Raw genomic sequence first — 22,232 nt, 5'->3', positions numbered from 1 at the left:
TTTTCTTAAAAAAGTTGGCATGAAGCCTTGACCTGAAACCCGTACCATAAAGTACAGTATAAATGAATTAAGGAAGCGCTTTACAACACGGGCGTTCAAAAACTATTGGAAGTAATTTTCATGCGACTATTTCGACGGCATCAACAATTTAAACTCAAAGCACCGGTTACAGGAACTCACGTCGATTTAAAATCGATTGATCATACCACCATGGACGCCGCACAAGTGCTGTTAGCCATTAAACCAACGACTAATGAACTACACTCGCCCGTTCATGGGGAAGTGGTTGCAATTAGTCAACATGCCATTAAACTAGAAGATCTAGCTGGACACGACTATTGGGTGCATTTAAATCAAGCCATGGACAACCTTAATGGCCAGCTCTTTGACTGGCAAGTGCGGGTCGGTGACTCGGTCTCACCAATGACTTTATTGGGGACATTTAATGTGCAAGCGGTTCAGCAAGCACATCAAACGATTTTGGTCACGCAAGTGGTATTGAATAAAAAGGCACCGCAACGTGAAGTCGCAACTGGGATGGTGATGCAATATTGACACTCATTATCGCAACGTTAATTATTCGCTATGTTCGTGGGAAAATGCTGGCGCGGATAAAGCAGATGGCAATCGTAAAACAATCAACGGTGACGTATCAGCCACGGCAATCAGTATCATCTGATGAGGTGCATCAACATGCATGTTAGGGATGGAAATGAAAAAGACACTTAGCAAAATAATTGCTGAGTGTCTTTTTATCGGAATAATTTAAGGAGAGTACAGGATTTGAACCTGCGCGCCGGTATTAGCCGGTTCGCCGGATTTCGAGTCCGGTGCATTACCACTCTGCCAACTCTCCATGTGGTACTTGAATAGTATAGCATAATTTGCGGCTATAACAAATATTTATTCAAAAATTGTGGCTTGAAAGCTTGCTGCCAAGCGTGATTAACTAAAAATCAGTTAAATAATTTAACCCAAAGGCCCATTACTGAACAAATTCAGGTAAACTAGATAGGGCAGGTGAAACGCAATGGATTTTATTGACTTAAAACCAATTGATTTACAACATACGCCACTAGGAACTCACCAACAATTACCGGTCAGACATTATTGGCAATTGGATTGGGATAAGCTAGCGGCATTAATTCATGATAATCAAGATGTCATTGCGGTGGTGCAAGCTGGTTTAGCTGAGGATTGGCTCAACACGCATGGGACGATTTGGGATGAGCAACTTGGGTATTACCGTTATCCCAATGATAATCGCGAATTTGACGACACGGTCTTTTGGGCAGCCTCAACTTGGGCAACGCCCGCCATCTTGGTGACCTTTCATAATGAATTGACTAAGTCATTTGCGTGTTACAAAAAGGGTAAAGACCCAGATTTTTATTATTTGGGACCACGTTCGAATTAAGCAGATAAATAAGTATTTGGTACACCCAATTGGAGGAGATTACGTGCAAGTAGGGATTGATAAGTTACACTTTGCAACATCACATTTATACGTTGATATGGCTGAACTCGCTAACGCGCGACAACAAGCCCCAGATAAATATTTAATTGGTATCGGCCAGTCACAAATGGCGGTTATCCCACCGTCACAAGATACCGTTACTTTAGCAGCGAATGCAGCGTATCCGATGCTAACAGCGGCAGATGTCGATGCTATCGACTTATTGGTCGTAGCAACTGAATCTGGCATCGATAATTCAAAAGCCGCAGCCATCTATGTGGCGCGACTATTAGGACTATCAAAACGAGTACGAACGATTGAAATGAAAGAAGCTTGTTATGCCGCTACGGCCGGATTGCAGTTGGCAGCTGATCATGTGCGGGTTCATCCGACCAAAAAAGCATTAGTGATTGGTAGCGATATCGCCCGTTACGGCTTAAATACTGCCGGCGAACCAACTCAAGGTGGTGGCGCTGTGGCGATGTTAATCAGTGCTGATCCACAAGTGCTCGCTTTGAATGATGATTCGGTGGTCTTGAGTGAAGATGTCATGGACTTTTGGCGGCCACTTTATCGAACGGAAGCGCTAGTTGATGGCAAATACTCATCGAACATTTATATCGATTATTTCCAAGATGTGTTTAAAGGCTACTTGGCAGAACAACATGCTGATTTAGCCGATTTTGCGGCTTTAGCATTCCATTTGCCATATACAAAAATGGGACTGAAGGCATTAAGAAGCGTGTTGCCAACGACAACACCGGAACATCAAGAACAGTTGTTGGCGCATTTTGAACACGTGCGGCAATTTAGTCGGCAGGTCGGTAACTTATATACGGGGTCATTGTATTTAGGCCTGTTATCGCTGTTAGTAACCGATCCTGAGTTAAAAGCAGGCGATTTGATTGGGCTATTTAGTTATGGATCTGGTGCGGAAGGTGAGTTTTATACCGGCCGGTTACAACCAAATTATCAACAAGGTCTCGATTTGGCGTTGCCACAACGCTTGGCTCGGCGACAACGGGTTAGTGTCGCTGAATATGAAGCGTGCTTTAACCAGCAATTACAATGGATTGCGGCTGATCAAACGATTGATTATCAACATGACCCGCAACGGTTTGTGTTAACCGGCCAGATTAATGAACAACGACAATATTTAGATCAACAAGCCTAAATAAAATGGCAATCGCATTTTTAGCGATTGCCATTTTTTAAACCTTATTTTTTAAGATTGTTGACTAACACTTGACCATCTTTAAGACTGAGTAATGTTTTGGTCGTTCCAGGTTGTAACACCTGAACGGTATAACCCTTAGCCAAATTCTTTTTGATCGATTTTGATAAAGATTCATAGTTGGTCACAACTGTGGTTAAAGCCTTTTGATTTTTCTTTGGATATTTCTGAATAATCTTTAAAGACTTAACATATTTTTTGCCAGTTGGTTTTAACGTGAAGGTCTTAGTCTCACGGTCTAACGTGAAGGTACCAATTGATGCATAGTTTGTCTTTAATTGCTTTAAGATACTGTCTTCTTTTAACTTAGTTGTCGCAGCAGCCTTTTTTTGACTATCTTCATTAAAGACGGCTTCAGAAGAAGACAACTTAGCAGAACTTGACGCGGTACTGCTGGCACTTTTTGTCGTTTGTTCTGTCTTCGTTTGGTTATAGGGCCAAAATGGTAACTTGATGGTAGCGTAAATAGTTACCAGCGCACTGACAACTGTGACGACCGCCAGAAATTTCCAACCGCCACCACTTTGACGTGCCGATAGTAACGAAAAAACCGCTAATAAGAAAATAATGATGCCAATGATTGCTAAGAATAACACGTAACCAACTCCCCAATTTTAATCGGTAAATTCATTATACCATTGAACGATTTGCAGACTGCGCTGAATCGTTAATAATTGTTAAGGAAATGTAAAATAACTGTCGTGGCATTGCCTTATTCGCATTGTACAATAGAGTCAGATAATAAAAGAGGAGCGTGCACATGCGAAAAGGAAAGTTAGGTCGACTTATTATTGCTGGAATCAGCGGGTTAATTGCACTGGGGATTAGTACAAGTGCATTTGCCAGCGCGACAAAGGTCATTGATGTGTCCCAATACCAAGGAAACATTAATTGGGCCAAAACGTCTAAGGTGACGAAAATGGCCATCATTCGGGTTCAACATGGTGGTGAAACGGTTGATACTAAGCGGAACGTCAACGCAAATGGAGCTGCTAAATATGGCGTGCCATTTGGTCAATATGCGTTTGCGGAATTCACTAGTGTGAAAGATGCGCAAAAAGAAGCCCGTCAATTTTATAGTCGCAGTAACGCCAAAGCGAAGTTTTTCGTTTTAGATGACGAAAAACACATGAGTGGTGTGACAGCTGCCGCTGAACGTAAGTATGCGAATGCTTGGGTTGCCCAAATGCGGAAATTGACCAATAAAAAGTTGATTTTGTATTCTGGGGAATGGTTTGCCAGCACGGTAAAATTTGACCAAAGTCAATTTGACGGTGTGTGGATCGCCAACTATTCAGCTAAACCTAAGCTTAGCGCCGACTTGTGGCAATATTCATCAACGGGTCGCGTCAGTGGCATCAGTGGTAATGTTGATTTAAGTAAAATTCTTGACAGCAGTGCCGTTAACAGTTGGTTAACACCTAATAGTAATAGCATTAACAGTAGTGTCACAAGTAATACAACGACAAAATACTATCACAGCGTCCCAACGAGCAAGCAAGTTAAAACCTTAAAAGCAGTTAATGGCTATCAAGATGTTAACTTCAAGACTAAGACGGGCACTAAGTACACCAAAGGAACAAGCTTAACGGTTAAATCCGTGAAGAAGTCTAAGGGTGGTGCTTACCGGTTTGTCTTAAGCAATGGTCAATATATTAGCGCCAAGAAAACTTTGGTTGTGACGCAATAAAACGACTCTGATGCGTCTCAAAAACGATGAACGACGGTGCAGCTACGGCTGCCCGTCGTTTTTTAGGAGGAATTGTGAATGCCACCATTATTTTTACCCACTCATACCGAAAACCAAGCGGCGATGGCCGCGTATATGCGAAATCAGTTTGACTTCTTGGGCGTCAAAGCACCTGAGCGTCAACTACTAACGCGGCCGATTAAAGCGCAAAGTCGACAATTAACGTCAGCGGAATTAAGTGATTGGTTAGCGTTTTATTATGCGCAACCCGCCCGTGAATATCACTATGTGGCAATTGAACTAGCGCTGGCCAATGTGAAGCGCTTAACGCCAGCGCAATATCAGTGGTGTCAAGATCAAGTAACCGTGCAAGCCTGGTGGGATAGTGTGGATAGTTGGCGTAAAGTTTTGGCAACCTATATATTTCAACATGATGCTTTAACGGACTTAGGGCCAGCTTACCTATCAGCAATGGCGATGTGGCAACGTCGACTTGGCATCACGTTACAATTAAGTCGCAAGACGTTGACGGATACCGTGTATTTAACCGCTGCCATTGAAATGAATCAAGCTGATCCTGAATTTTTTATTCAAAAAGCGATTGGTTGGGCCTTACGTGATTATAGTAAGACTGCCCCAGAATGGGTGACTGACTTTTTATCACAGCATGATTTATCGCCGTTAGCAGTTCGCGAGGCGAGTAAGTATTTATAACCATCAAAAAAGACTCACCACAGTCATGCGGTGAGTCTTTAGTTATTGACAATTAATAGAGCATGTCGCGGTACAGCCCAACGACTTTACCTAAAACCGAAACGCTGGTCAAAATGATTGGGGCCATCGTATCATTTTCGGGTTGTAAGCGATAGTGATCAGCTTCTTTGAAGAATCGCTTACAAGTAGCTTCATTTTCATCGGTCATCGCAATGATAATATCACCATTATCCGCAAAACTTTGGCGGCGGACGATGACTTGGTCGCCATCTAAAATACCGGTGTTGATCATACTTTCACCACGAATGGTTAGCATGAATAAGTCACCGCCGAAGGTTTCTAATTCCTTTGGCATTGGGAAGTAGTCCGTGGCTTCCTGGACAGCTAAGATTGGTTGCCCGGCAGTAACGGTTCCTAAAACTGGAATTTGATGGGGATTGGTTTCAACACCTAATGCGTCGTAGCCAGCCGGGGTGACTTCAATCGCCCGCGGTTTAGTGGGGTCCTTTTGGAGCAGGCCCTTTTTCTCTAGGCGCGCCATATGACCGTGAACCGTTGAAGTTGAAGATAAGTTAACAGCTTCCCCGATTTCACGAACGGTTGGCGGGTATCCTTTCTCATTGACCCGTTCATAAATAAAACGTAGAACGGCCATTTGTTTGCTTTCTGATGTTTTACTCATCTTGGCACCTCATTTATTGTTTTCATTGTTGGTTACACCAATTGTAGCATAGCTTTACACAGCTTTCAAACAAATGTTCGGTTGACAAATACTTTTAATTGATTTATGTTCGGGAATCAGGTATTCTATTCATGCTTTTGAAAGGAGTGAGATGATTGATTTCAAAAGAATTACTGGGCCGCATTAATGAATTGGCACACAAAGCCAAAGCAGAAGGGCTCACCGAATTAGAAGAAATTGAACGTAAGGAATTACGGGCAAAATACTTAAAAGAATTTCGGGCGGGTTTCCGTCAACAAGTTGAGATGCTCCAAGTTTACGATAAGAGCGGTAAGGAAGTTACCCCTGAAAAGGTCCGTCAGATCCAACGTGACCGTGGCTTACGTGATGATTAAATAAATGCAGGAAAATTTGCCATTGTGTAAATTTTCCTTTTCTTTTATAAATAAGTTGTGTAGACTAGTTTAATGAAGACTGTTTAAGGGAGGGGAATGACTGTGTCGACTAGTATCTGGATCTTAATCGTATTGATCGGGGTTTTAGTGGGATTAACTGGTGGCTTCTTTGGTGCGCGTCACTATATGAAGAATTACCTCAAGCAAAATCCACCGATTAGTGAAGAAATGTTACGGACAATGATGATGCAAATGGGTCAACGCCCATCCGAAAAGAAACTCCATCAAATGTTGAATTCGATGAAGGCTTCGGCTCGTAATGAAAAGTAACGCTTAAAAAAGCACGCCTCTAATGGGCGTGCTTTTTTGTTGCTGGATCGACATAATGAAAGTTAGGATCAATTTGTTGATCTAACTCGTCAAAAGCAGCTAACATTTTGGTTTCGATTTGCTTTTGACCGGCTTCGTCAAGCTTGAGTTTGCGGTCAATATAAATTGGTTCGCCAAAACGAACTGTGATTTGTTGTCGCGTGAACAGTCGTTTGAAAGTCAATGGGCCTTGATAAACGGTCGGCACAAGTGGGACGCGGGCCATCTTAGCGATAACCGTTGCACCACCTTTTAATTCTTGCGAATGGCGGGTCCCAGATGGAAACATGATCAGTGATAATTTGCCACTCCGCAAAAATTTAACGGGTGTTTTGATGGCTGAAGGACCTGGATGGTCACGATTAACTGGAAAGGCATTAGCACGCGTTAAAATGAACCGTAAAACTGGATTTTTAAAGAGTTCTTCTTTAGCCATAAAGCTGAATTGCATCGGGCTGCCAGCTAAAGCGTAAAGCAAAGGGTCAAACCAGGTCCGGTGTGGGCCGACTAAGATGTAGGCGCCGTCCGGTAAGTTTTCACGACCTTGGTAGCGGGGTTTGCCGTTGATTAAGCCAACGATGCCGCGAACCAAGCCGCGCATAAATGAATAGAACATTGCAGTCTTCCTTTCGTACAGTTGCTGTCCATAGTATGACGAAAGTTTTAGATTCCTGCAAGCAATTTGTGGTAAGCTGACAATGATATTTTTTGAAAGTAGGGATCACATGGCGACTGTCGCTTTACGCGCTGATGAGCGCATCGACCAATTATATAGTAAGGATATTCAAATTATTCAAAGTGCCACGGTTTTTTCGTTTTCACTAGACGCTGTTTTATTAGGTGCCTTTGCTACGGTTAGTCGGGCCGCTAAGACCCGGATTGTTGACCTATGTGCTGGTAATGGGGCCGTGGGTTTATTTGTTAGTGGTCAAACCAATGGCCAAATTACGGCGGTTGAATTACAACCACGGTTGGCGGACATGGCAACCCGGAGTATTCAACTGAATGACTTGAGTGAACGAATGACAGTCTTGAATCAAGATTTATTAACGGTGACCGATACGATTGCCAAAGATTCTGTTGACGTTGTCTTATGCAATCCACCGTATTTTAAGGATCAACCCACTAGTCAAAAAAATCCTAATCCGCATTTAGCGATTGCACGGCATGAGCTTTCGGCTAACTTGGATCAAATTTTAGCGGTGACCAGTGATTTGCTTAAAATGAATGGCAAAGCATACTTTGTCCATCGACCAGAACGGCTCGATGATTTATTTGCGGCAATGGCACAACATCGCTTAGCACCAAAACGAATCCGGTTTGTGCACCCTAAGGCTGATCGTGAAGCAAACATGGTTTTGATTGAAATGATCAAAGACGGTAAGCCTAATGGGGTACGCGTGGTGCCACCGGTGATTGTTTATGCTGCTGATGGGACGTATCGAGAAGAGGTGCGACACTTACTTTATGGCGAATAAAACGTACTACTTCTATGTTTTGTTGTGTGCTGATCAGACGCTTTATGGTGGGTTTACTGATGACTTGGACCGGCGGCTAGCAACGCACAATGCCGGCAAAGGTGCTAAATATACCCGGCCAGCTTCACGCCGACCATTACAGTTGATTTATCATGAAAGCTTTGATAATAAATCAGCGGCTTTGAAAGCGGAATATGCCTTTAAGCATCAGTCTCGAAAGGCGAAGCTACAGTATTTGGCAGCCCATGACGTGAAAATATTGCAAAGTTTTCATAAATAGTCATTCTATTTCTGACATTTACTGTTATAATGTTTAATGTATCAATATATAGGAGGAATTCTTGTAATGAAAATTATTGCTTATGCTGTACGTGATGACGAACGTCCATTCTTCGATACTTGGATGAAAGAAAACCCAGATGTTGAAGTTAAATTGGTTCCAGAATTACTTACTGAAGACAACGTTGATTTAGCTAAAGGCTTCGACGGTGCCGATGTATACCAACAAAAAGACTATACTGCTGAAGTATTAAACAAGTTAGCTGACGAAGGGGTTAAGAACATCTCTCTTCGTAACGTTGGTGTTGATAACTTGGACGTTCCTACTGTTAAAGCTCGTGGCTTAAACATTTCTAACGTACCTGCATACTCACCAAATGCGATTGCTGAATTATCAGTAACGCAATTGATGCAATTATTACGTCAAACCCCATTGTTCAACAAGAAGTTAGCTAAGCAAGACTTCCGTTGGGCTCCAGACATTGCCAAGGAATTAAACACCATGACTGTTGGTGTTGTTGGTACTGGCCGTATTGGTCGTGCTGCTATTGATATCTTCAAAGGTTTCGGTGCTAAGGTTATCGGTTACGATGTTTACCGTAACGCTGAACTTGAAAAAGAAGGCATGTACGTTGATACCTTGGACGAATTATACGCCCAAGCTGACGTTATTACCTTGCACGTTCCTGCTTTGAAGGATAACTACCACATGTTAAATGCTGATGCATTTAGCAAGATGAAAGATGGCGCCTACATCTTGAACTTTGCTCGTGGTACGCTCATCGATTCAGAAGACTTGATCAAGGCTTTAGACAGCGGCAAAGTTGCTGGTGCTGCTCTTGACACTTATGAATACGAAACTAAGATTTTCAACAAAGACCTTGAAGGTCAAACGATTGATGACAAGGTCTTCATGAACTTGTTCAACCGCGATAACGTTTTAATCACACCACATACTGCTTTCTATACTGAAACGGCCGTTCACAACATGGTTCACGTTTCAATGAACAGTAACAAACAATTCATCGAAACTGGTAAAGCTGATACGCAAGTTAAGTTTGACTAATTTCTTTGCTTTGATTAAAGAGGTGCGTAAATCTTCGGATTTACGCGCTTTTTTTGTGCTGTTTTAACTAGGTAACAGTTAGTCAATTATTAGTTTTACAATGTTAATTATTAAAATCCAATATATATTAATTGTGAAACCGATTAACTTCGGGTAGGCTAAGAGGAGATGAGTTCAAAGGGAGGAATTGCGAATGAAAGTGTTGATGCCATACTTTAAACGGTATCACGTGGATGTTTGGGTGGCGATGCTGTCAGTGATCGTCCTCGTCTTTGCCACGTTATGGCAGCCGCGACTATTGCAAGTTGTGATGAATGCCATTATTAAAAATGACCAACAGACAGTCTTTCGTGAAGGCCTAATGTTACTTGGACTGGCAGTTTTGGGGATTATTGGCGGCATTGTGAATACGATTTATTCCGCGCGGGTTGCATTAGGGGTCGCCACCGATTTGCGTGCCGATTTATATGCGAAGATCCAATCATTTGCCTATGCAGATGTCGAAAAGTTTTCCGCATCAAACTTAGTCGTCCGTATGACTAATGATATCAACCAAGTGCAACAAATTGTGATGGCGGGCTTCCAACAAATTACCCGGATTCCATTATTGTTCATTGGGGCGTTTATCTTAGCGATTGTCACGATGCCAGAACAATGGTGGGTTATTATTGCCATGATGGTCGTGATCTTGTTGGCTTCTTGGATTGCTGTGCAACGGATGACCAAGTATTTTGCGGAAACGCAACAAGATATTGAAAACGTCAACACGGTGGCCCGTGAAAATTTGATGGGGATCCGCGTTGTTAAATCGTTTGTTCAAGAACCAAACGAAATCAAAAAGTTTGCCACCGCGTCGGATCAATTAACGGCCGTAACCGCTAAAATCGGGTATTGGTTCTCGATTTTAATGCCTATCTTCTTCTTAACGGCTAATTTAGCGGTCGGGATGGCGGTCTATTTAGTGGGTCAAAATATAACGACACATCCAGGCTATTTGGCAGCTATCACGAGTTTTATTTCTTATTTAATGCAAATCTTATATGCCGTTATTAATGGTGGCTTTTTAATGACCTTTGCGTCACGGGCGTTCATTTCAATTGGTCGAATCAATGAAGTTATTGAGACGACGCCTAGCATGACGTATGTTGATAGCGATGATGCGGCCCCATTAACCGGGGCGATTAGTTTTGAACACGTGACGTTTACGTATCCTGGCGATGACCAGCCGACACTTAAAGATGTTAGCTTTACGGTAGCTGCGGGTTCAATGTTAGGTATCGTTGGGGCGACCGGCTCTGGTAAAACGACTTTGGCACAATTAATTGCACGCTTGTATGATCCGGATAGTGGGCAAATTAAAGTCGGTGGGGTCGATGTCCGCCAAATCCCTGAAAAAGCATTGCGGGCAACGGTCGCATATGTCTTACAACGGTCAACACTTTTTTCAGGCACGATTTCGGCTAATTTAAGACAAGTGCGTCCGGATGCGCAAGTGAGTCATATGCGTTGGGCAGCCAATGTCGCGCAGGCGTCAGAGTTCATTGAACAACTACCACAAACGTATGATGCACCAGTCGAAGAACGATCGCAGAACTTTTCTGGTGGTCAAAAGCAACGATTGGCGATTACCCGTGGTGTCATTGCCAATCCGGAAATTTTGATTTTAGATGATGCGACCTCAGCTTTAGATGCCCGATCAGAGAAACTGGTTCAAGAAGCGTTGGATCGTGACTTACAATCAACGACCACGGTAGTGATTGCAGAAAAAATCGCGTCAATTATTCAAGCTGACCAAATTTTGGTAATGGCTGATGGGCAGATTAGTGGCAGTGGCACGCATCGTGAACTATTACAGTCAAATACGATTTATCAAGCGATTTATCAAACACAAAAAGCGCGTGAGGAGGGGCTATCATGAGCGATTTACGCAATGCCGGTAACTATTATTGGCACTACTTGAAACGGTATTGGCGCGGCTTTATTTTAAGTGCCTTACTGATTGCATTTTCTACGTGGTGTATTGTGGTGGCGCCGACTTATTTAGGTCGTGCGGTTGAAGAACTGACGACTTATTTGGCACACTGGACTAATCCGGCGACGCGCGCACAGGCTAGTTTAGGGACGTTTAACCATACGTTAATTATCTATATCCTGCTGTATGTCGGTGATGCAACAACGATTTTTGCGGCCAGTTTGATTCTGGCCCGGGTGACAGCGTATTCGACGGGGACGATGCGAGTTGGACTATTTCGGAAGATGCAACGCATGAAGGTGCAGTATTTTGATACCCATAGTGATGGGGATATTTTAGCCCGGTTCACATCTGATCTGGATAATATTTTTAATGCGATGAATCAAGCGTTACTGGAAGTTTTGCTAGCAGTTGCCCAGTTTGTGGGCTTGTTGATCGTCATGTTTAATCAAAACGTGACGATGGCGTGGGTCACGATGGCGTCAACGCCAGTGGCTTTAATCATTGCGGCATTCGTGATGCGTAAAGCTGGAACGGCAGTCAATCAACAACAAGATGATATTGGCCGTCTCAATGGGTACATTAATGAACAAATCACGGGTCAAAAAGTCTTGATCACCAATGGCTTACAACAAGATTCACAGCGCGGCTTTGACACTTACAACGCCAAAGTTCGTCAATCAGCGTTAACGGGGCAAATCTGGTCAGGTATTTTGAATCCGTTGATGCAAGGGATGTCATTGTTAAATACGGCAATCGTCATCTTCTTTGGGTCATGGTTGGCCTTAAATGGCAGCATGTCCAAAGGGGCGGCTTTAGCTTTAGTGGTCGTGTTTGTTAATTATGCGCAACAATATTATCAACCGATTATGTCGCTAACGAGTCTTTATAGTATGATTCAATTGGCGATTACTGGGGCCCGGCGAGTCGATGAAGTACGACAACAGCCGGATGAAGTTACCCCGACTGATGGTGGCCGACCAGATGGCATTCAAAATGCGCTGGAAATTGATGATGTCCACTTTAGTTACTTGCCAGGCAAAGAAATCTTACATGGGGTTACCATTGAGGTTGAGCGTGGTGAGATGGTGGCCTTAGTCGGGCCGACTGGGTCAGGTAAAACGACAGTCATGAATTTGTTAAATCGATTTTATGATGTGGACAGTGGTCGAATTACGTTTGATGGGACCGATATTCGAACGTTCGACTTAACGGCATTACGTCAAAATGTGGGGATCGTGTTACAAGAACCGCAATTGTTTACCGGGACGATCGCCGATAACATTCGCTATGGTGACCCGACAGCTAGTATGGCGCAAGTCATCGATGCAGCTAAGCAAGCTAACATTCATGACTTTATTGAAAGTTTGCCAGACCGATATGAGACGCTGGTTTCTGACGAAAAAAGTGTTTTCTCAGCTGGTCAAAAGCAGTTGATGTCGATTGCCCGGACGATTTTGACGAATCCACGGTTGTTGATTTTAGATGAGGCAACATCGAATGTGGATACGGTCACTGAAGCTCGGATTCAAGCCGCGATGGATAATGTGATTCAAGGTCGCACTAGTTTTGTCATTGCGCATCGCTTAAAAACGATTTTAAATGCTGATAAAATCGTGGTCTTAAAAGATGGGTCAATCATTGAACAAGGTAACCATGCCGCTTTATTAAAAGAAAATGGCTTTTACGCTGAATTATATCGAAATCAAATGGTTTTTGATTAGTTTGGTCAGTGAAAAAACAAGTGGTCAACAATACCGATTTGGCGGTACTGTTGACCACTTGTTTTAGTGAATCGTACTGATATATCGGCAACTTGATAATGGCAACTAAATGCAAAACAAAAAGCCCAGGAGTTTTTCCTAGGCTTTACATCATTAAAATAACCGGCTTTAAACGGTAGCTGCTTGCACGAGAGCCATTAAAAGTTCACTCAATTCAGCAGGTGTTTGAATAATTTGGTCCGGAATGACGGTGGGCTGAGCTTGTAAATTTTGGCGATGATTAAACCAAAATGTTTGCCAACCAGCGTGCTTGGCGCTTGTCATATCCAAGGCTGCGTTATCACCAACGTAAACCGCTTGATTGGCCCGGATGCCAGATTGATGGGCCCAGGTCGTAAAAATCGAGGGGTCTGGTTTTGCAAGGCCGAGTTCTTCAGAAATAAAAATATTATCTGGATGAACATAGCGCTCGATTTGGAGTTGATGTAACTTTTGCCGTTGAATCGCGGCCGGACCATTGGTAATGATCCCAATCTTAAAACAATGACTGAGCTTAGCTAAAACGGGGCCTAAGCCATCGAATAAGTGGATCTTAGTTAAGGCCTGATGATAGGCCATTTCAAATTGGATCACCCAATCAGTACTAATCGGTTTGACGTTTAACGTTGCCATTGCATGGCGTAACCGTGCCGTTTGCCAAGCTTCGAGCGTTAACTCGTTAGTCATCACTTGGTTGAAGGTATGGTCCGTAAAGTCACGAAACCGTTTGAAAACTAAGGCCAATTCAGTTGCGTCTAGCGGTCGGTCGAACGTTTGCGCTAAGGCGTCACCGAACGGCGATTTTTGATCGTAGAGGGTATCGTCTACATCAAAAATGATAGCTTTGATCATGTTAAATTGAGCCTCCTATGCGAGAAGTATTTTAGCACACTATTCAAAAATCACAAATTCTTGATGAAATTTCTTGCAAGCACCTGCAATTTTCGGTATACTAATTTTCGGTGTTAAAACACCAATTCACACTTGTGGTGATGGTTGTGGCTGTGCTCGGAAGAGTGCCGCGACCAAGTGACCCATGAGGAGGATCAAAACAAATTTTTGGAGGCACATATATTATGGCTGTTATTTCTATGAAACAATTGCTTGAAGCCGGTGTCCATTTCGGTCACCAAACTCGTCGTTGGAACCCAAAGATGAAACCATACATCTTTACGGAACGGAACGGCATTTACATCATTGACTTACAAAAGACGGTCAAGATGATTGATTCAGCTTACAACTTCGTTAAGGATGCCGCTGCTGATGATGGCGTTATCTTGTTTGTTGGGACTAAGAAACAAGCCCAAGATTCAATCGAAGAAGAAGCTACCCGTGCAGGTCAATACTACGTTAACCATCGTTGGTTAGGTGGGACTTTGACTAACTGGAACACCATCCAAACTCGAATCAAGCGTCTTAAGCAATTGAAGAAGATGGAAGAAGACGGGACTTTCGATCGTTTACCTAAGAAGGAAGTTTCATTATTAATCAAGCAACGCGCTAAGCTTGAAAAATTCCTTGGCGGTATCGAAGACATGCCTCGCATCCCAGATGTTATGTTTATCGTTGACCCTCGTAAGGAACAAATCGCGGTTAAGGAAGCTCAAAAATTGAACATTCCAATCGTTGCGATGGTTGATACTAACACTGATCCTGATGACATTGACGTTATCATCCCATCAAACGATGACGCTATTCGTGCCGTTCGTTTGATCACTTCTAAGATGGCTGATGCTGTTATTGAAGGTCGTCAAGGTGAAGACGAAGATGTTACCGAAGACTCATTCAAAGACAACAAAGACGCTAAAAAGTCAGTTGATTCTTTAGAAGACATCGTTGAAGCTGTTGAAGGCGACAACGACGCAAAGTCTGACAACAAATAATTAATTGAAATAAATTAGGCTGTCTTAAAAATCGCGGACCTCATTGGCCTGATTTTGAGGGCAGCTTTTTCTATTAAAATCACACATACTCAAAGGAGAGTAAACTATGGCAAAGATTTCTGCAGCACAAGTTAAAGAACTCCGTGACAAAACCGGTGTTGGTATGATGGACGCTAAAAAAGCGTTAGTTGAAACTGAAGGCGACATGGCAAAAGCCGTTGACGTTTTACGCGAAAAAGGCGTTGCTAAAGCTGAAAAGAAGAGTGGCCGTGTTGCTGCTGAAGGGATGGCTGCTGTTGCGATTAAAGGCGACCATGCTGCTATCGTGGAAGTTAACTCAGAAACTGACTTTGTCGCTTCAAGTGACCCATTCAAGGCTTTAGTTGCTGAAATCGCTGATAAGATTGCTGATGAAGCCCCAGAATCAGTTGAAGCTGCCTTAGCTTTGAAATCTGACAACGGTACGGTTAACGATGATGTGATTGCAACGACTCAAGTCACTGGTGAAAAAATCAGCTTACGTCGTTTCAAGGTTATCGAAAAGGGTGCCGACCAAAACTTTGGTTCATACATCCATAATGGCGGCCAAATCGGTGCATTAGTTGTCTTAGATGGTGCTGATGAAGCAACCGCTAAAGACGTTGCGATGCACGTTGCTGCGATTAACCCAGAATACGTTTCACGTGAACAAGTACCTAGCGAAACGTTAGCTCACGAAAAAGACGTCTTAGTTAAGGAAGCTTTGAACGAAGGCAAGCCTGAAAAGATCGTTGAAAAGATGGTTGAAGGCCGTTTGAACAAGTGGCTTTCAGAAATCAGTTTGGATGATCAAGAATTCGTCAAGGATTCTGACCAAACAGTTGCTCACTTTGTTGAATCTAAGGGCGGTAAGGTTAATACCTTCATCCGTTTTGAAGTTGGCGAAGGTATCGAAAAGCAAACTGGTAATTTCGTTGATGAAATTATGAGCCAAATCAAAGACTAATCATTAGTTTTTAAAACGGGGATTGCGCAAAACTTGGTTTTGGCGCAATCCTTTTTTTACGGTCAACGGTTTTACCCCGGGAATTGACCTGAAACTATCAGCGTTTATAAATATTATGGTAAAATAGAACCAGATAATCTTGAGGAGGACGAAACGATGTCGGAAGTTAAATACAAGCGTGTGATCCTAAAACTAAGTGGTGAAGCCTTAGCCGGTGAAAAAGGGTTTGGCATTAATCCACCAGTCATTAAAACCGTCGCTGAAGAATTAAAGGATGTCTATGATATGGGCGTTCAAATTGCCATCGTTGTCGGTGGTGGTAACATGTGGCGTGGTGAAGCCGGGGCCCAAATGGGTATGGAACGGGCGCAAGCTGATTATATCGGGATGCTCGCAACCATCATGAATGCCTTAGCGTTACAAGATAATTTGGAATCAATCGGCGTCCCAACCCGGGTACAAACATCGATTGAAATGCGTCAAATCGCAGAACCATACATTCGACGCAAGGCGATGCGGCATTTGGAAAAACGTCGCATTGTGATCTTTGCCGGTGGGACTGGGAGTCCATACTTCTCAACCGATACAACTGCCGCATTGCGGGCCGCTGAAATTAATGCCGATGCAATTTTAATGGCAAAAAATGGGGTTGATGGGGTTTACTCTGCTGATCCTAATAAGGATGCTAACGCGGTTAAGTTCGATGAATTAACCCACCTTGATATTATCAACAAGGGCTTACAAGTGATGGATACAACTGCTAGTTCATTATCAATGGATAATGACATTCCAGTTGTGGTCTTCAACTTGAACGAGCCTGGTAACATTCGCAAAGTCGTTGCCGGTGAACACATCGGGACAACGGTTAGGGGGAAATAATAATGGCAGTAACGGAACCAATTTTAAAAGCAGCACAAGATAAGATGGAAAAAGCAGGATCTGCTTTACAACGTGAACTTGGTAACATCCGGGCCGGCCGGGCCAATGCTTCACTTTTGAACCGGATCTCAGCTGATTATTACGGCACGCAAACACCATTGAATCAAATGGCCGCCATCACCGTTCCTGAACCACGGGTTTTAATGGTGACACCATTTGATAAGACGGCGTTAAAAGAAATCGAAAAAGCAATTTTAGCTTCTGATTTAGGGATTAGCCCAGCTAATGATGGGAGTGCCATTCGTTTGGTCATTCCACAATTAACAGAAGAACGCCGTAAGGAATTGGCTAAAGATGTTAAAGCTGAAGGTGAACGGGCTAAAGTTGCCGTTCGAAACGTTCGGCGTGACGCAATGGATGCCTTGAAGAAGGGCCATAAAAATGGCGACTTCACTGATGACCAATTGCATGAATTGGAAGACCAAATGCAAAAGTTGACCAATCAAGCAGGTAAAGACGTTGATGCCATTGTTGCCGACAAAGAAAAAGAAGTGCTCGAAGGTTAATTCGTGCCCAATTAGTCAAAAAGGCTTGAAGAAATTCAAGCCTTTTTTTGTTGAAGATAGTTTAATGGCGCTTTTTTTGGTAAAATAGTGCTTGGTTAAGCTTTTTTTGGAGGTGCAATTTGTTCGCTTTTTTAAATAAAAATGATCCAGCAGCCGATGAGAACGTAGAACTCGATGCACAACGGATCCCAGCTCACGTCGCGATTATTATGGATGGTAACGGACGGTGGGCCAAAGCCCGGCATTTGCCCCGGGTTGCGGGTCACAAAGAAGGGATGAACACCGTCAAAAAAGTCACGATTGCCGCGAGTGATTTAGGTGTGAAAGTGTTGACGCTCTATGCTTTTTCAACGGAAAACTGGAAACGCCCGACTGATGAAGTCAACTATTTAATGCAGTTACCAGTAAGTTTCTTTGATACGTTTGTGCCTGATTTAGTCAAGCACAACGTGCGGGTCCAAGTGATGGGTTATACCGATCAATTGCCGGCTAAGACGCAGACGGCAGTTAACAATGCGATTGCCGATACGAAAGACTGTGACGGTATGGTATTAAACTTTGCGTTGAATTATGGTTCACGTGCAGAAATCGTGACTGGCATTCAAAAGATTGCCAGCCAGGTGCAAGCGGGTGAGTTAGCCGTGGATGAAATCGATGACACGACTGTCGATGCTGCCCTGATGACAGCACCTTTAGGGGCTTATCATGACCCGGATTTATTGATTCGGACGAGTGGTGAAGAACGAATTTCCAACTTTTTATTATGGCAGATAGCTTATAGTGAACTGGTCTTTACAGATGTGAAGTGGCCAGATTTTACAGCGGCGACCTTAAAAGCTTGTATCGCGGATTTTCAAAGTCGTGATCGTCGCTTTGGTGGGTTGTCGGATCAAAAATAAAGGGAGTTTTAGCTTATGAAACAACGCGTCATTACAGCGGTTATTGCGTTGGCTTTGTTTATCCCAGTGATCTTTTTAGGTGGGATGACCTTAGACATCGTCGCAATGCTGCTTGGGGCGATTGCGATGTCAGAATTATTGATTATGCGGAAAAAATTGTTGATTTCGTTTGAAGCGATTGTCAGCATGTTAGCCGTCATGATTGAGATTGCACCGAATAAGTGGTTTAATGGCCTTCCAGACCAATTGAACAAGGCTTATGTAATCTATTTCTTGATTATTTTAATGTTATTGCACACCGTTTGGTCACGGAATCGGTTTTCATTTGACGATGCCGGGGTGTTAACGTTAGGGATATTCTATATTGGGATGGGTTTCAACTACTTTACGGCCGCTCGCGGTGTGAGTGTTGAGATGTTGCTCTATGCGATGTTTATTGTCTGGGCAACGGATAGTGGTGCTTATATGGTTGGCCGCAAGCTAGGTAAACATAAAGTGACCCCAATTAGCCCTAACAAGACTTGGGAAGGCTGTATTGGCGGGAGCGTGATTGGAGTCGTGATTGCGACGGCTTTTGCGATTGGTTTTCAAGTTGGATACCACAATTGGCTTAGCATGTTAGTGATTACGATTATTCTGTCAGTGGTCGGTCAATTTGGTGATTTAGTCGAATCAGCCTTGAAGCGGTATTATGGTGTCAAGGATTCCGGTAAGATTTTACCTGGACATGGTGGAATTTTAGACCGGTTTGACAGTATGTTACTCGTTTTCCCAATTGCCCACTTATTTGGTTTGTTTTAACGTCTGAGGACCTCCACAGGCTGTGGAAGAAAGGAACCGCTTTTTGATAGTTACAATTATTACGTTCATTATCGTCTTCGGAATTTTGGTAATTGTGCATGAATTCGGCCACTTTTACTTTGCGAAACGGGCTGGGATCTTAGTCCGAGAATTTTCCGTCGGTATGGGGCCTAAAGCGGTCGCATTTCGCCGGAATGCGACGACTTACACGTTACGGATGTTGCCCATTGGGGGTTACGTTCGGATGGCGGGGGTCGCGGATGATGAAGACGACGAACTCAAGCCGGGGACCCCGGTTAGTTTACAAGTTGGTCAAGATGGCTTAGTGCACTCGATCAATGCGAGCAAGAAAACCACGTTGTTTAATGGCATCCCGTTATCAGTGACAGCCAATGATTTGGAGCAGGAACTCTGGATCGAAGGGTATGAAAATGGTGACGAAAGTGAAGTTAAACGTTATCAAGTTGACCATGATGCGACGATTATTGAAAGCGACGGGACTGAAGTACAAATTGCGCCCGTCGATGTTCAATTCCAATCGGCCAAATTATGGCAACGGATGTTAACCAACTTTGCGGGTCCGATGAACAACTTTATTTTAGCGATTATCACTTTTGCGATTTTAGCGTTTATGCAAGGTGGTGTGACCACCGTTACGACTAAAGTTGCAGGGACTACGGCTAATTCTGTTGCGCGTCAGGCAGGTATTAAGACTGGCGATCAAATCGTGGCAGTCAACGGCAAAAAAATGACCAATGCGCAGTCGATTTCGTTATTGATTCAAGATAGTCCAAATCAAAAATTGAAATTAGGTGTCAAACGCGCTGGTCAAACGCGGACGGTTACGGTTAAACCGGCAGCCAAGACTGTTTCTGGTAATAAAGTTGGTCAAATTGGTGTCAAATGGGGCACTAGTACCGATTCACGGCTGAGCACAAAGTTGGCATATGGCTTTACGGGTTCTTGGAATATCACGAAACAGATTTTCCAAGTGCTTGGTCGTATGGTGACCCACGGCTTTAGTTTGAATGACTTAGGCGGTCCTGTTGCCATTTTTGCGACGACCTCGCAAGCTGCTAAATCTGGGATTCGCCAAGTGATTTACTTGTTAGCCGTTTTGTCGATCAACTTAGGGATTGTGAACTTGTTGCCGATTCCAGCGTTGGATGGTGGTAAGTTGTTGTTAAACATTATCGAAGGGATTCGCGGTAAGCCACTGCGGGTTGAAACTGAAAGTGTCATTACCCTGATTGGGTTTGGCTTGTTAATGTTATTAATGGTGTTAGTCACTTGGAATGATATCCAACGATATTTCTTCTAAGCAATAATAAATTGGTACCAATAAGGAGAAGATTTCTAGATGAAACAATCGAAGTTATTAATTCCGACTTTAAAAGAAGTTCCGAATGATGCAGAGGCCTTAAGTCATCAAATGATGCTACGGGCTGGCTATATTCGGCAAATTTCAGCCGGAATGTATGCGTATTTACCATTGGCCTATCGTGTTTTAACCAAAATCGAAGCCATTATTCGTGAAGAAATGGAAAACATCGATGCCGCTGAAATGCTAGTGCCAGCCGTGATTCCAGCTGAATTATGGCAAGCAACTGGCCGTTATGAAACTTACGGTCCTGAATTATTTAAATTAAAGAATCGTCATGATCGGGAATTTATCTTAGGACCCACGCATGAAGAAACATTTACTTCGATTATTCGTGATGAAGTGAAGTCTTACAAGAAGTTGCCATTAACGTTGTATCAAATTCAAGCGAAATATCGTGATGAAGATCGTCCTCGTTATGGCTTGCTTCGTGGCCGTGAGTTTATCATGAAAGATGCTTACTCATTCCATGCGGATGAAGCCTCTTTGGATGATACGTTCCAAGATATGGCGCAAGCTTATCAAAATATTTTTGAACGCTGTGGTTTGAAGTTCCGTTCGATTATTGGTGACGGTGGCGCTATGGGTGGTAAAGATTCTCGTGAATATTCTGCTATCGCGCCAGTTGGTGAAGACACGATCGTCTATTCTGACGCGAGTGACTATGCTGCTAACTTGGAAATGGCACGGAGTTTGTATGTGCCAAAGAAATCCCATGCCTCATTACAAGATATGGCCAAAATCGACACCCCAGGAGTTGGGACGATTGATGAATTAGCTGACTTCTTAAAAGTTGGTGCTGATCAACTTGTTAAGAGTATTTTATTTATGGCGGATGACGAACCCGTATTAGCGTTAGTGCGTGGTGACCATGAAGTCAACGACGTTAAGTTGAAGAACTACTTAGGCGCCGACTTCTTAGAAATGGCAACGCCAGAACAAGCCAAGCAATACCTTGGCGCCAGCTTTGGGTCTTTAGGACCAGTTAATGTTAGTGATGATGTGAAGATTATTGCCGATGTTTACGTTAAAGATATGGTTAACATTACAGTCGGCGCTAACGAAGACGGGCATCATTTTACGAATGTTAACCCTGAACGTGATTTCCATGCTGAAGACTATGTCGATATTCGCTTTGCACAAGAAGGTGAATTGTCACCAGATGGTGCGGGTGTCTTGAAGTTCACCAAAGGGATCGAAATTGGCCATATCTTCAAACTTGGGACTCGTTACTCAAAAGATTTACATGCGGAAGTCTTAGACCAAAACGGCCGTAACATCCCAGTTATCATGGGTTGCTATGGGATTGGGGTCTCACGGCTATTGTCAGCGATTGCTGAACAACGGGCTGATGAAAATGGTTTGGTTTGGCCTAAAGCCATTTCACCATTTGATGTGCACGTGATTCCAGTTAACCCTAAGAAGGCTGACCAAGTCGAAGTGGCTGACCAAGTTGAAGCCCAACTTGAAGCTGCTGGCTATAATGTACTTTATGATGATCGTAAAGAACGGCCAGGGGTTAAATTTGCTGATTCTGACTTAATGGGGATTCCAGCCCGGATCACAGTCGGTAAAAAGGCTAGTGAAGGTATCGTCGAAATCAAGTTACGTGAAACTGGCGAAACTTTAGAAGTGAAACAAGAAGAAATTGCCAATAACTTGGCAGTCTTAATGAAAAACATCGATTAATTTTGCGACGCTCACCGTTGCAAGTTAATTAAAAAATGCGTACACTTAAAC

At 43.3% G+C, this 22,232-nt stretch carries 25 protein-coding genes and 1 tRNA gene; 21 read left to right on the top strand and 5 right to left on the bottom strand.

The features are described from left to right. Window positions 1-120: 120 nt before the first annotated feature. Both FFM75_RS04295 and FFM75_RS13910 read left to right on the top strand, forming a co-directional pair. Window positions 121-555, top strand: a complete 435-nt coding sequence (locus FFM75_RS04295; RefSeq protein ID WP_137627954.1) for a PTS glucose transporter subunit IIA — start codon at window positions 121-123, stop codon at window positions 553-555. Beyond that, entirely contained in the window at window positions 552-704 is a 153-nt protein-coding gene (locus FFM75_RS13910; RefSeq protein WP_171001416.1) for a hypothetical protein, read from the top strand. The genes FFM75_RS04295 and FFM75_RS13910 overlap by 4 nt, the downstream gene beginning before the upstream one ends. Before the next feature lie 64 nt (window positions 705-768). Here FFM75_RS13910 and FFM75_RS04290 read toward each other — a convergent pair. Beyond that, window positions 769-856: transfer RNA gene (locus FFM75_RS04290), tRNA-Ser, on the bottom strand. 174 nt (window positions 857-1,030) lie between these two features. Between FFM75_RS04290 and FFM75_RS04285 the strand changes: the two genes are divergently transcribed. Further along, window positions 1,031-1,417, top strand: a complete 387-nt coding sequence (locus FFM75_RS04285) for a hypothetical protein (RefSeq protein WP_137627953.1) — start codon at window positions 1,031-1,033, stop codon at window positions 1,415-1,417. A gap of 43 nt (window positions 1,418-1,460) precedes the next feature. Continuing rightward, window positions 1,461-2,630 carry a hydroxymethylglutaryl-CoA synthase gene (locus FFM75_RS04280; protein WP_137627952.1) on the top strand — a complete coding sequence of 390 codons (1,170 nt, stop codon included), beginning with the start codon at window positions 1,461-1,463 and terminating at the stop codon, window positions 2,628-2,630. Between the two features lie 44 nt (window positions 2,631-2,674). Here FFM75_RS04280 and FFM75_RS04275 read toward each other — a convergent pair whose 3' ends face one another. Further along, entirely contained in the window at window positions 2,675-3,286 is a 612-nt protein-coding gene (locus tag FFM75_RS04275; RefSeq protein WP_137627951.1) for a hypothetical protein, read from the bottom strand. A 164-nt stretch (window positions 3,287-3,450) separates the two neighbouring features. Here FFM75_RS04275 and FFM75_RS04270 point away from each other — a divergent pair, with 164 nt between their 5' ends. After that, entirely contained in the window at window positions 3,451-4,380 is a 930-nt protein-coding gene (locus FFM75_RS04270) for a GH25 family lysozyme (RefSeq protein WP_137627950.1), read from the top strand. A 78-nt stretch (window positions 4,381-4,458) separates the two neighbouring features. Further along, window positions 4,459-5,094: a DNA alkylation repair protein gene (locus FFM75_RS04265; protein WP_137627949.1), complete on the top strand. Its 636-nt coding sequence runs from the start codon at window positions 4,459-4,461 to the stop codon at window positions 5,092-5,094. Between the two features lie 52 nt (window positions 5,095-5,146). On the opposite strand, the gene lexA is transcribed toward FFM75_RS04265, so the two are convergent. Continuing rightward, a complete protein-coding gene (lexA, locus tag FFM75_RS04260) occupies window positions 5,147-5,776 on the bottom strand; it encodes a transcriptional repressor LexA (protein WP_137627948.1) in 630 nt (209 codons plus the stop codon). A 155-nt stretch (window positions 5,777-5,931) separates the two neighbouring features. On the opposite strand from lexA, the gene FFM75_RS04255 reads away from it, so the two are divergent. Beyond that, on the top strand, window positions 5,932-6,171 hold the full coding sequence (locus FFM75_RS04255) for a DUF896 domain-containing protein (protein ID WP_137627947.1): 240 nt from the start codon (window positions 5,932-5,934) through the stop codon (window positions 6,169-6,171). 96 nt (window positions 6,172-6,267) lie between these two features. Then, window positions 6,268-6,501, top strand: a complete 234-nt coding sequence (locus FFM75_RS04250) for a YneF family protein (protein WP_137627946.1) — start codon at window positions 6,268-6,270, stop codon at window positions 6,499-6,501. Window positions 6,502-6,520: 19 nt separating this feature from the next. Here FFM75_RS04250 and FFM75_RS04245 read toward each other — a convergent pair whose 3' ends face one another. Continuing rightward, entirely contained in the window at window positions 6,521-7,156 is a 636-nt protein-coding gene (locus tag FFM75_RS04245; RefSeq protein WP_137627945.1) for a lysophospholipid acyltransferase family protein, read from the bottom strand. A gap of 109 nt (window positions 7,157-7,265) precedes the next feature. Between FFM75_RS04245 and FFM75_RS04240 the strand changes: the two genes are divergently transcribed. The 5 genes from FFM75_RS04240 (at window position 7,266) to FFM75_RS04220 (ending at window position 13,059) form a co-directional block, all read left to right on the top strand. Further along, the gene (locus FFM75_RS04240) at window positions 7,266-8,018 is read left to right on the top strand and encodes a tRNA1(Val) (adenine(37)-N6)-methyltransferase (protein ID WP_137627944.1); all 753 of its coding nucleotides are present in this window, start codon (window positions 7,266-7,268) and stop codon (window positions 8,016-8,018) included. Beyond that, a complete protein-coding gene (locus FFM75_RS04235) occupies window positions 8,008-8,298 on the top strand; it encodes a GIY-YIG nuclease family protein (protein WP_137627943.1) in 291 nt (96 codons plus the stop codon). The genes FFM75_RS04240 and FFM75_RS04235 overlap by 11 nt, the downstream gene beginning before the upstream one ends. A gap of 66 nt (window positions 8,299-8,364) precedes the next feature. Next, entirely contained in the window at window positions 8,365-9,363 is a 999-nt protein-coding gene (locus FFM75_RS04230; protein WP_130843278.1) for a D-2-hydroxyacid dehydrogenase, read from the top strand. A gap of 193 nt (window positions 9,364-9,556) precedes the next feature. Next, window positions 9,557-11,281: an ABC transporter ATP-binding protein gene (locus FFM75_RS04225; RefSeq protein ID WP_137627942.1), complete on the top strand. Its 1,725-nt coding sequence runs from the start codon at window positions 9,557-9,559 to the stop codon at window positions 11,279-11,281. After that, window positions 11,278-13,059 carry an ABC transporter ATP-binding protein gene (locus tag FFM75_RS04220; RefSeq protein WP_137627941.1) on the top strand — a complete coding sequence of 594 codons (1,782 nt, stop codon included), beginning with the start codon at window positions 11,278-11,280 and terminating at the stop codon, window positions 13,057-13,059. Before FFM75_RS04225 ends, FFM75_RS04220 begins: the two co-directional genes overlap by 4 nt. Before the next feature lie 168 nt (window positions 13,060-13,227). Here the strand turns inward: FFM75_RS04220 and FFM75_RS04215 are convergent, their stop codons facing one another. Continuing rightward, window positions 13,228-13,950: an HAD family hydrolase gene (locus FFM75_RS04215; protein WP_137627940.1), complete on the bottom strand. Its 723-nt coding sequence runs from the start codon at window positions 13,948-13,950 to the stop codon at window positions 13,228-13,230. Window positions 13,951-14,174: 224 nt separating this feature from the next. Here FFM75_RS04215 and rpsB point away from each other — a divergent pair, with 224 nt between their 5' ends. From rpsB to FFM75_RS04175, 8 genes are all read left to right on the top strand, one after another. Further along, a complete protein-coding gene (gene rpsB, locus FFM75_RS04210) occupies window positions 14,175-14,981 on the top strand; it encodes a 30S ribosomal protein S2 (protein ID WP_137627939.1) in 807 nt (268 codons plus the stop codon). 106 nt (window positions 14,982-15,087) lie between these two features. After that, window positions 15,088-15,966 carry a translation elongation factor Ts gene (tsf, locus tag FFM75_RS04205; protein WP_137627938.1) on the top strand — a complete coding sequence of 293 codons (879 nt, stop codon included), beginning with the start codon at window positions 15,088-15,090 and terminating at the stop codon, window positions 15,964-15,966. A 156-nt stretch (window positions 15,967-16,122) separates the two neighbouring features. Continuing rightward, window positions 16,123-16,845 (top strand): UMP kinase, encoded by a 723-nt coding sequence (gene pyrH, locus FFM75_RS04200; RefSeq protein WP_137627937.1) that lies wholly within the window; start codon window positions 16,123-16,125, stop codon window positions 16,843-16,845. 2 nt (window positions 16,846-16,847) lie between these two features. Beyond that, a complete protein-coding gene (gene frr / locus FFM75_RS04195; RefSeq protein WP_137627936.1) occupies window positions 16,848-17,411 on the top strand; it encodes a ribosome recycling factor in 564 nt (187 codons plus the stop codon). 119 nt (window positions 17,412-17,530) lie between these two features. Continuing rightward, window positions 17,531-18,310 (top strand): isoprenyl transferase, encoded by a 780-nt coding sequence (locus FFM75_RS04190; protein ID WP_137627935.1) that lies wholly within the window; start codon window positions 17,531-17,533, stop codon window positions 18,308-18,310. A gap of 15 nt (window positions 18,311-18,325) precedes the next feature. After that, entirely contained in the window at window positions 18,326-19,111 is a 786-nt protein-coding gene (locus tag FFM75_RS04185; RefSeq protein ID WP_137627934.1) for a phosphatidate cytidylyltransferase, read from the top strand. A gap of 43 nt (window positions 19,112-19,154) precedes the next feature. Continuing rightward, complete coding sequence (gene rseP / locus FFM75_RS04180) at window positions 19,155-20,432, top strand: RIP metalloprotease RseP (protein ID WP_137627933.1); 1,278 nt, start codon at window positions 19,155-19,157, stop codon at window positions 20,430-20,432. Window positions 20,433-20,471: 39 nt separating this feature from the next. Continuing rightward, the gene (locus tag FFM75_RS04175; RefSeq protein WP_137627932.1) at window positions 20,472-22,181 is read left to right on the top strand and encodes a proline--tRNA ligase; all 1,710 of its coding nucleotides are present in this window, start codon (window positions 20,472-20,474) and stop codon (window positions 22,179-22,181) included. Window positions 22,182-22,232 lie beyond the last annotated feature (51 nt).

Origin of the sequence: Lactiplantibacillus daowaiensis (assembly GCF_005405085.1) — a bacterium.
Lineage (GTDB): Bacteria > Bacillota > Bacilli > Lactobacillales > Lactobacillaceae > Lactiplantibacillus > Lactiplantibacillus daowaiensis.
Note: the sequence above shows the minus strand (reverse complement) of the source record. Positions and strands in the feature narration are given on the sequence as shown.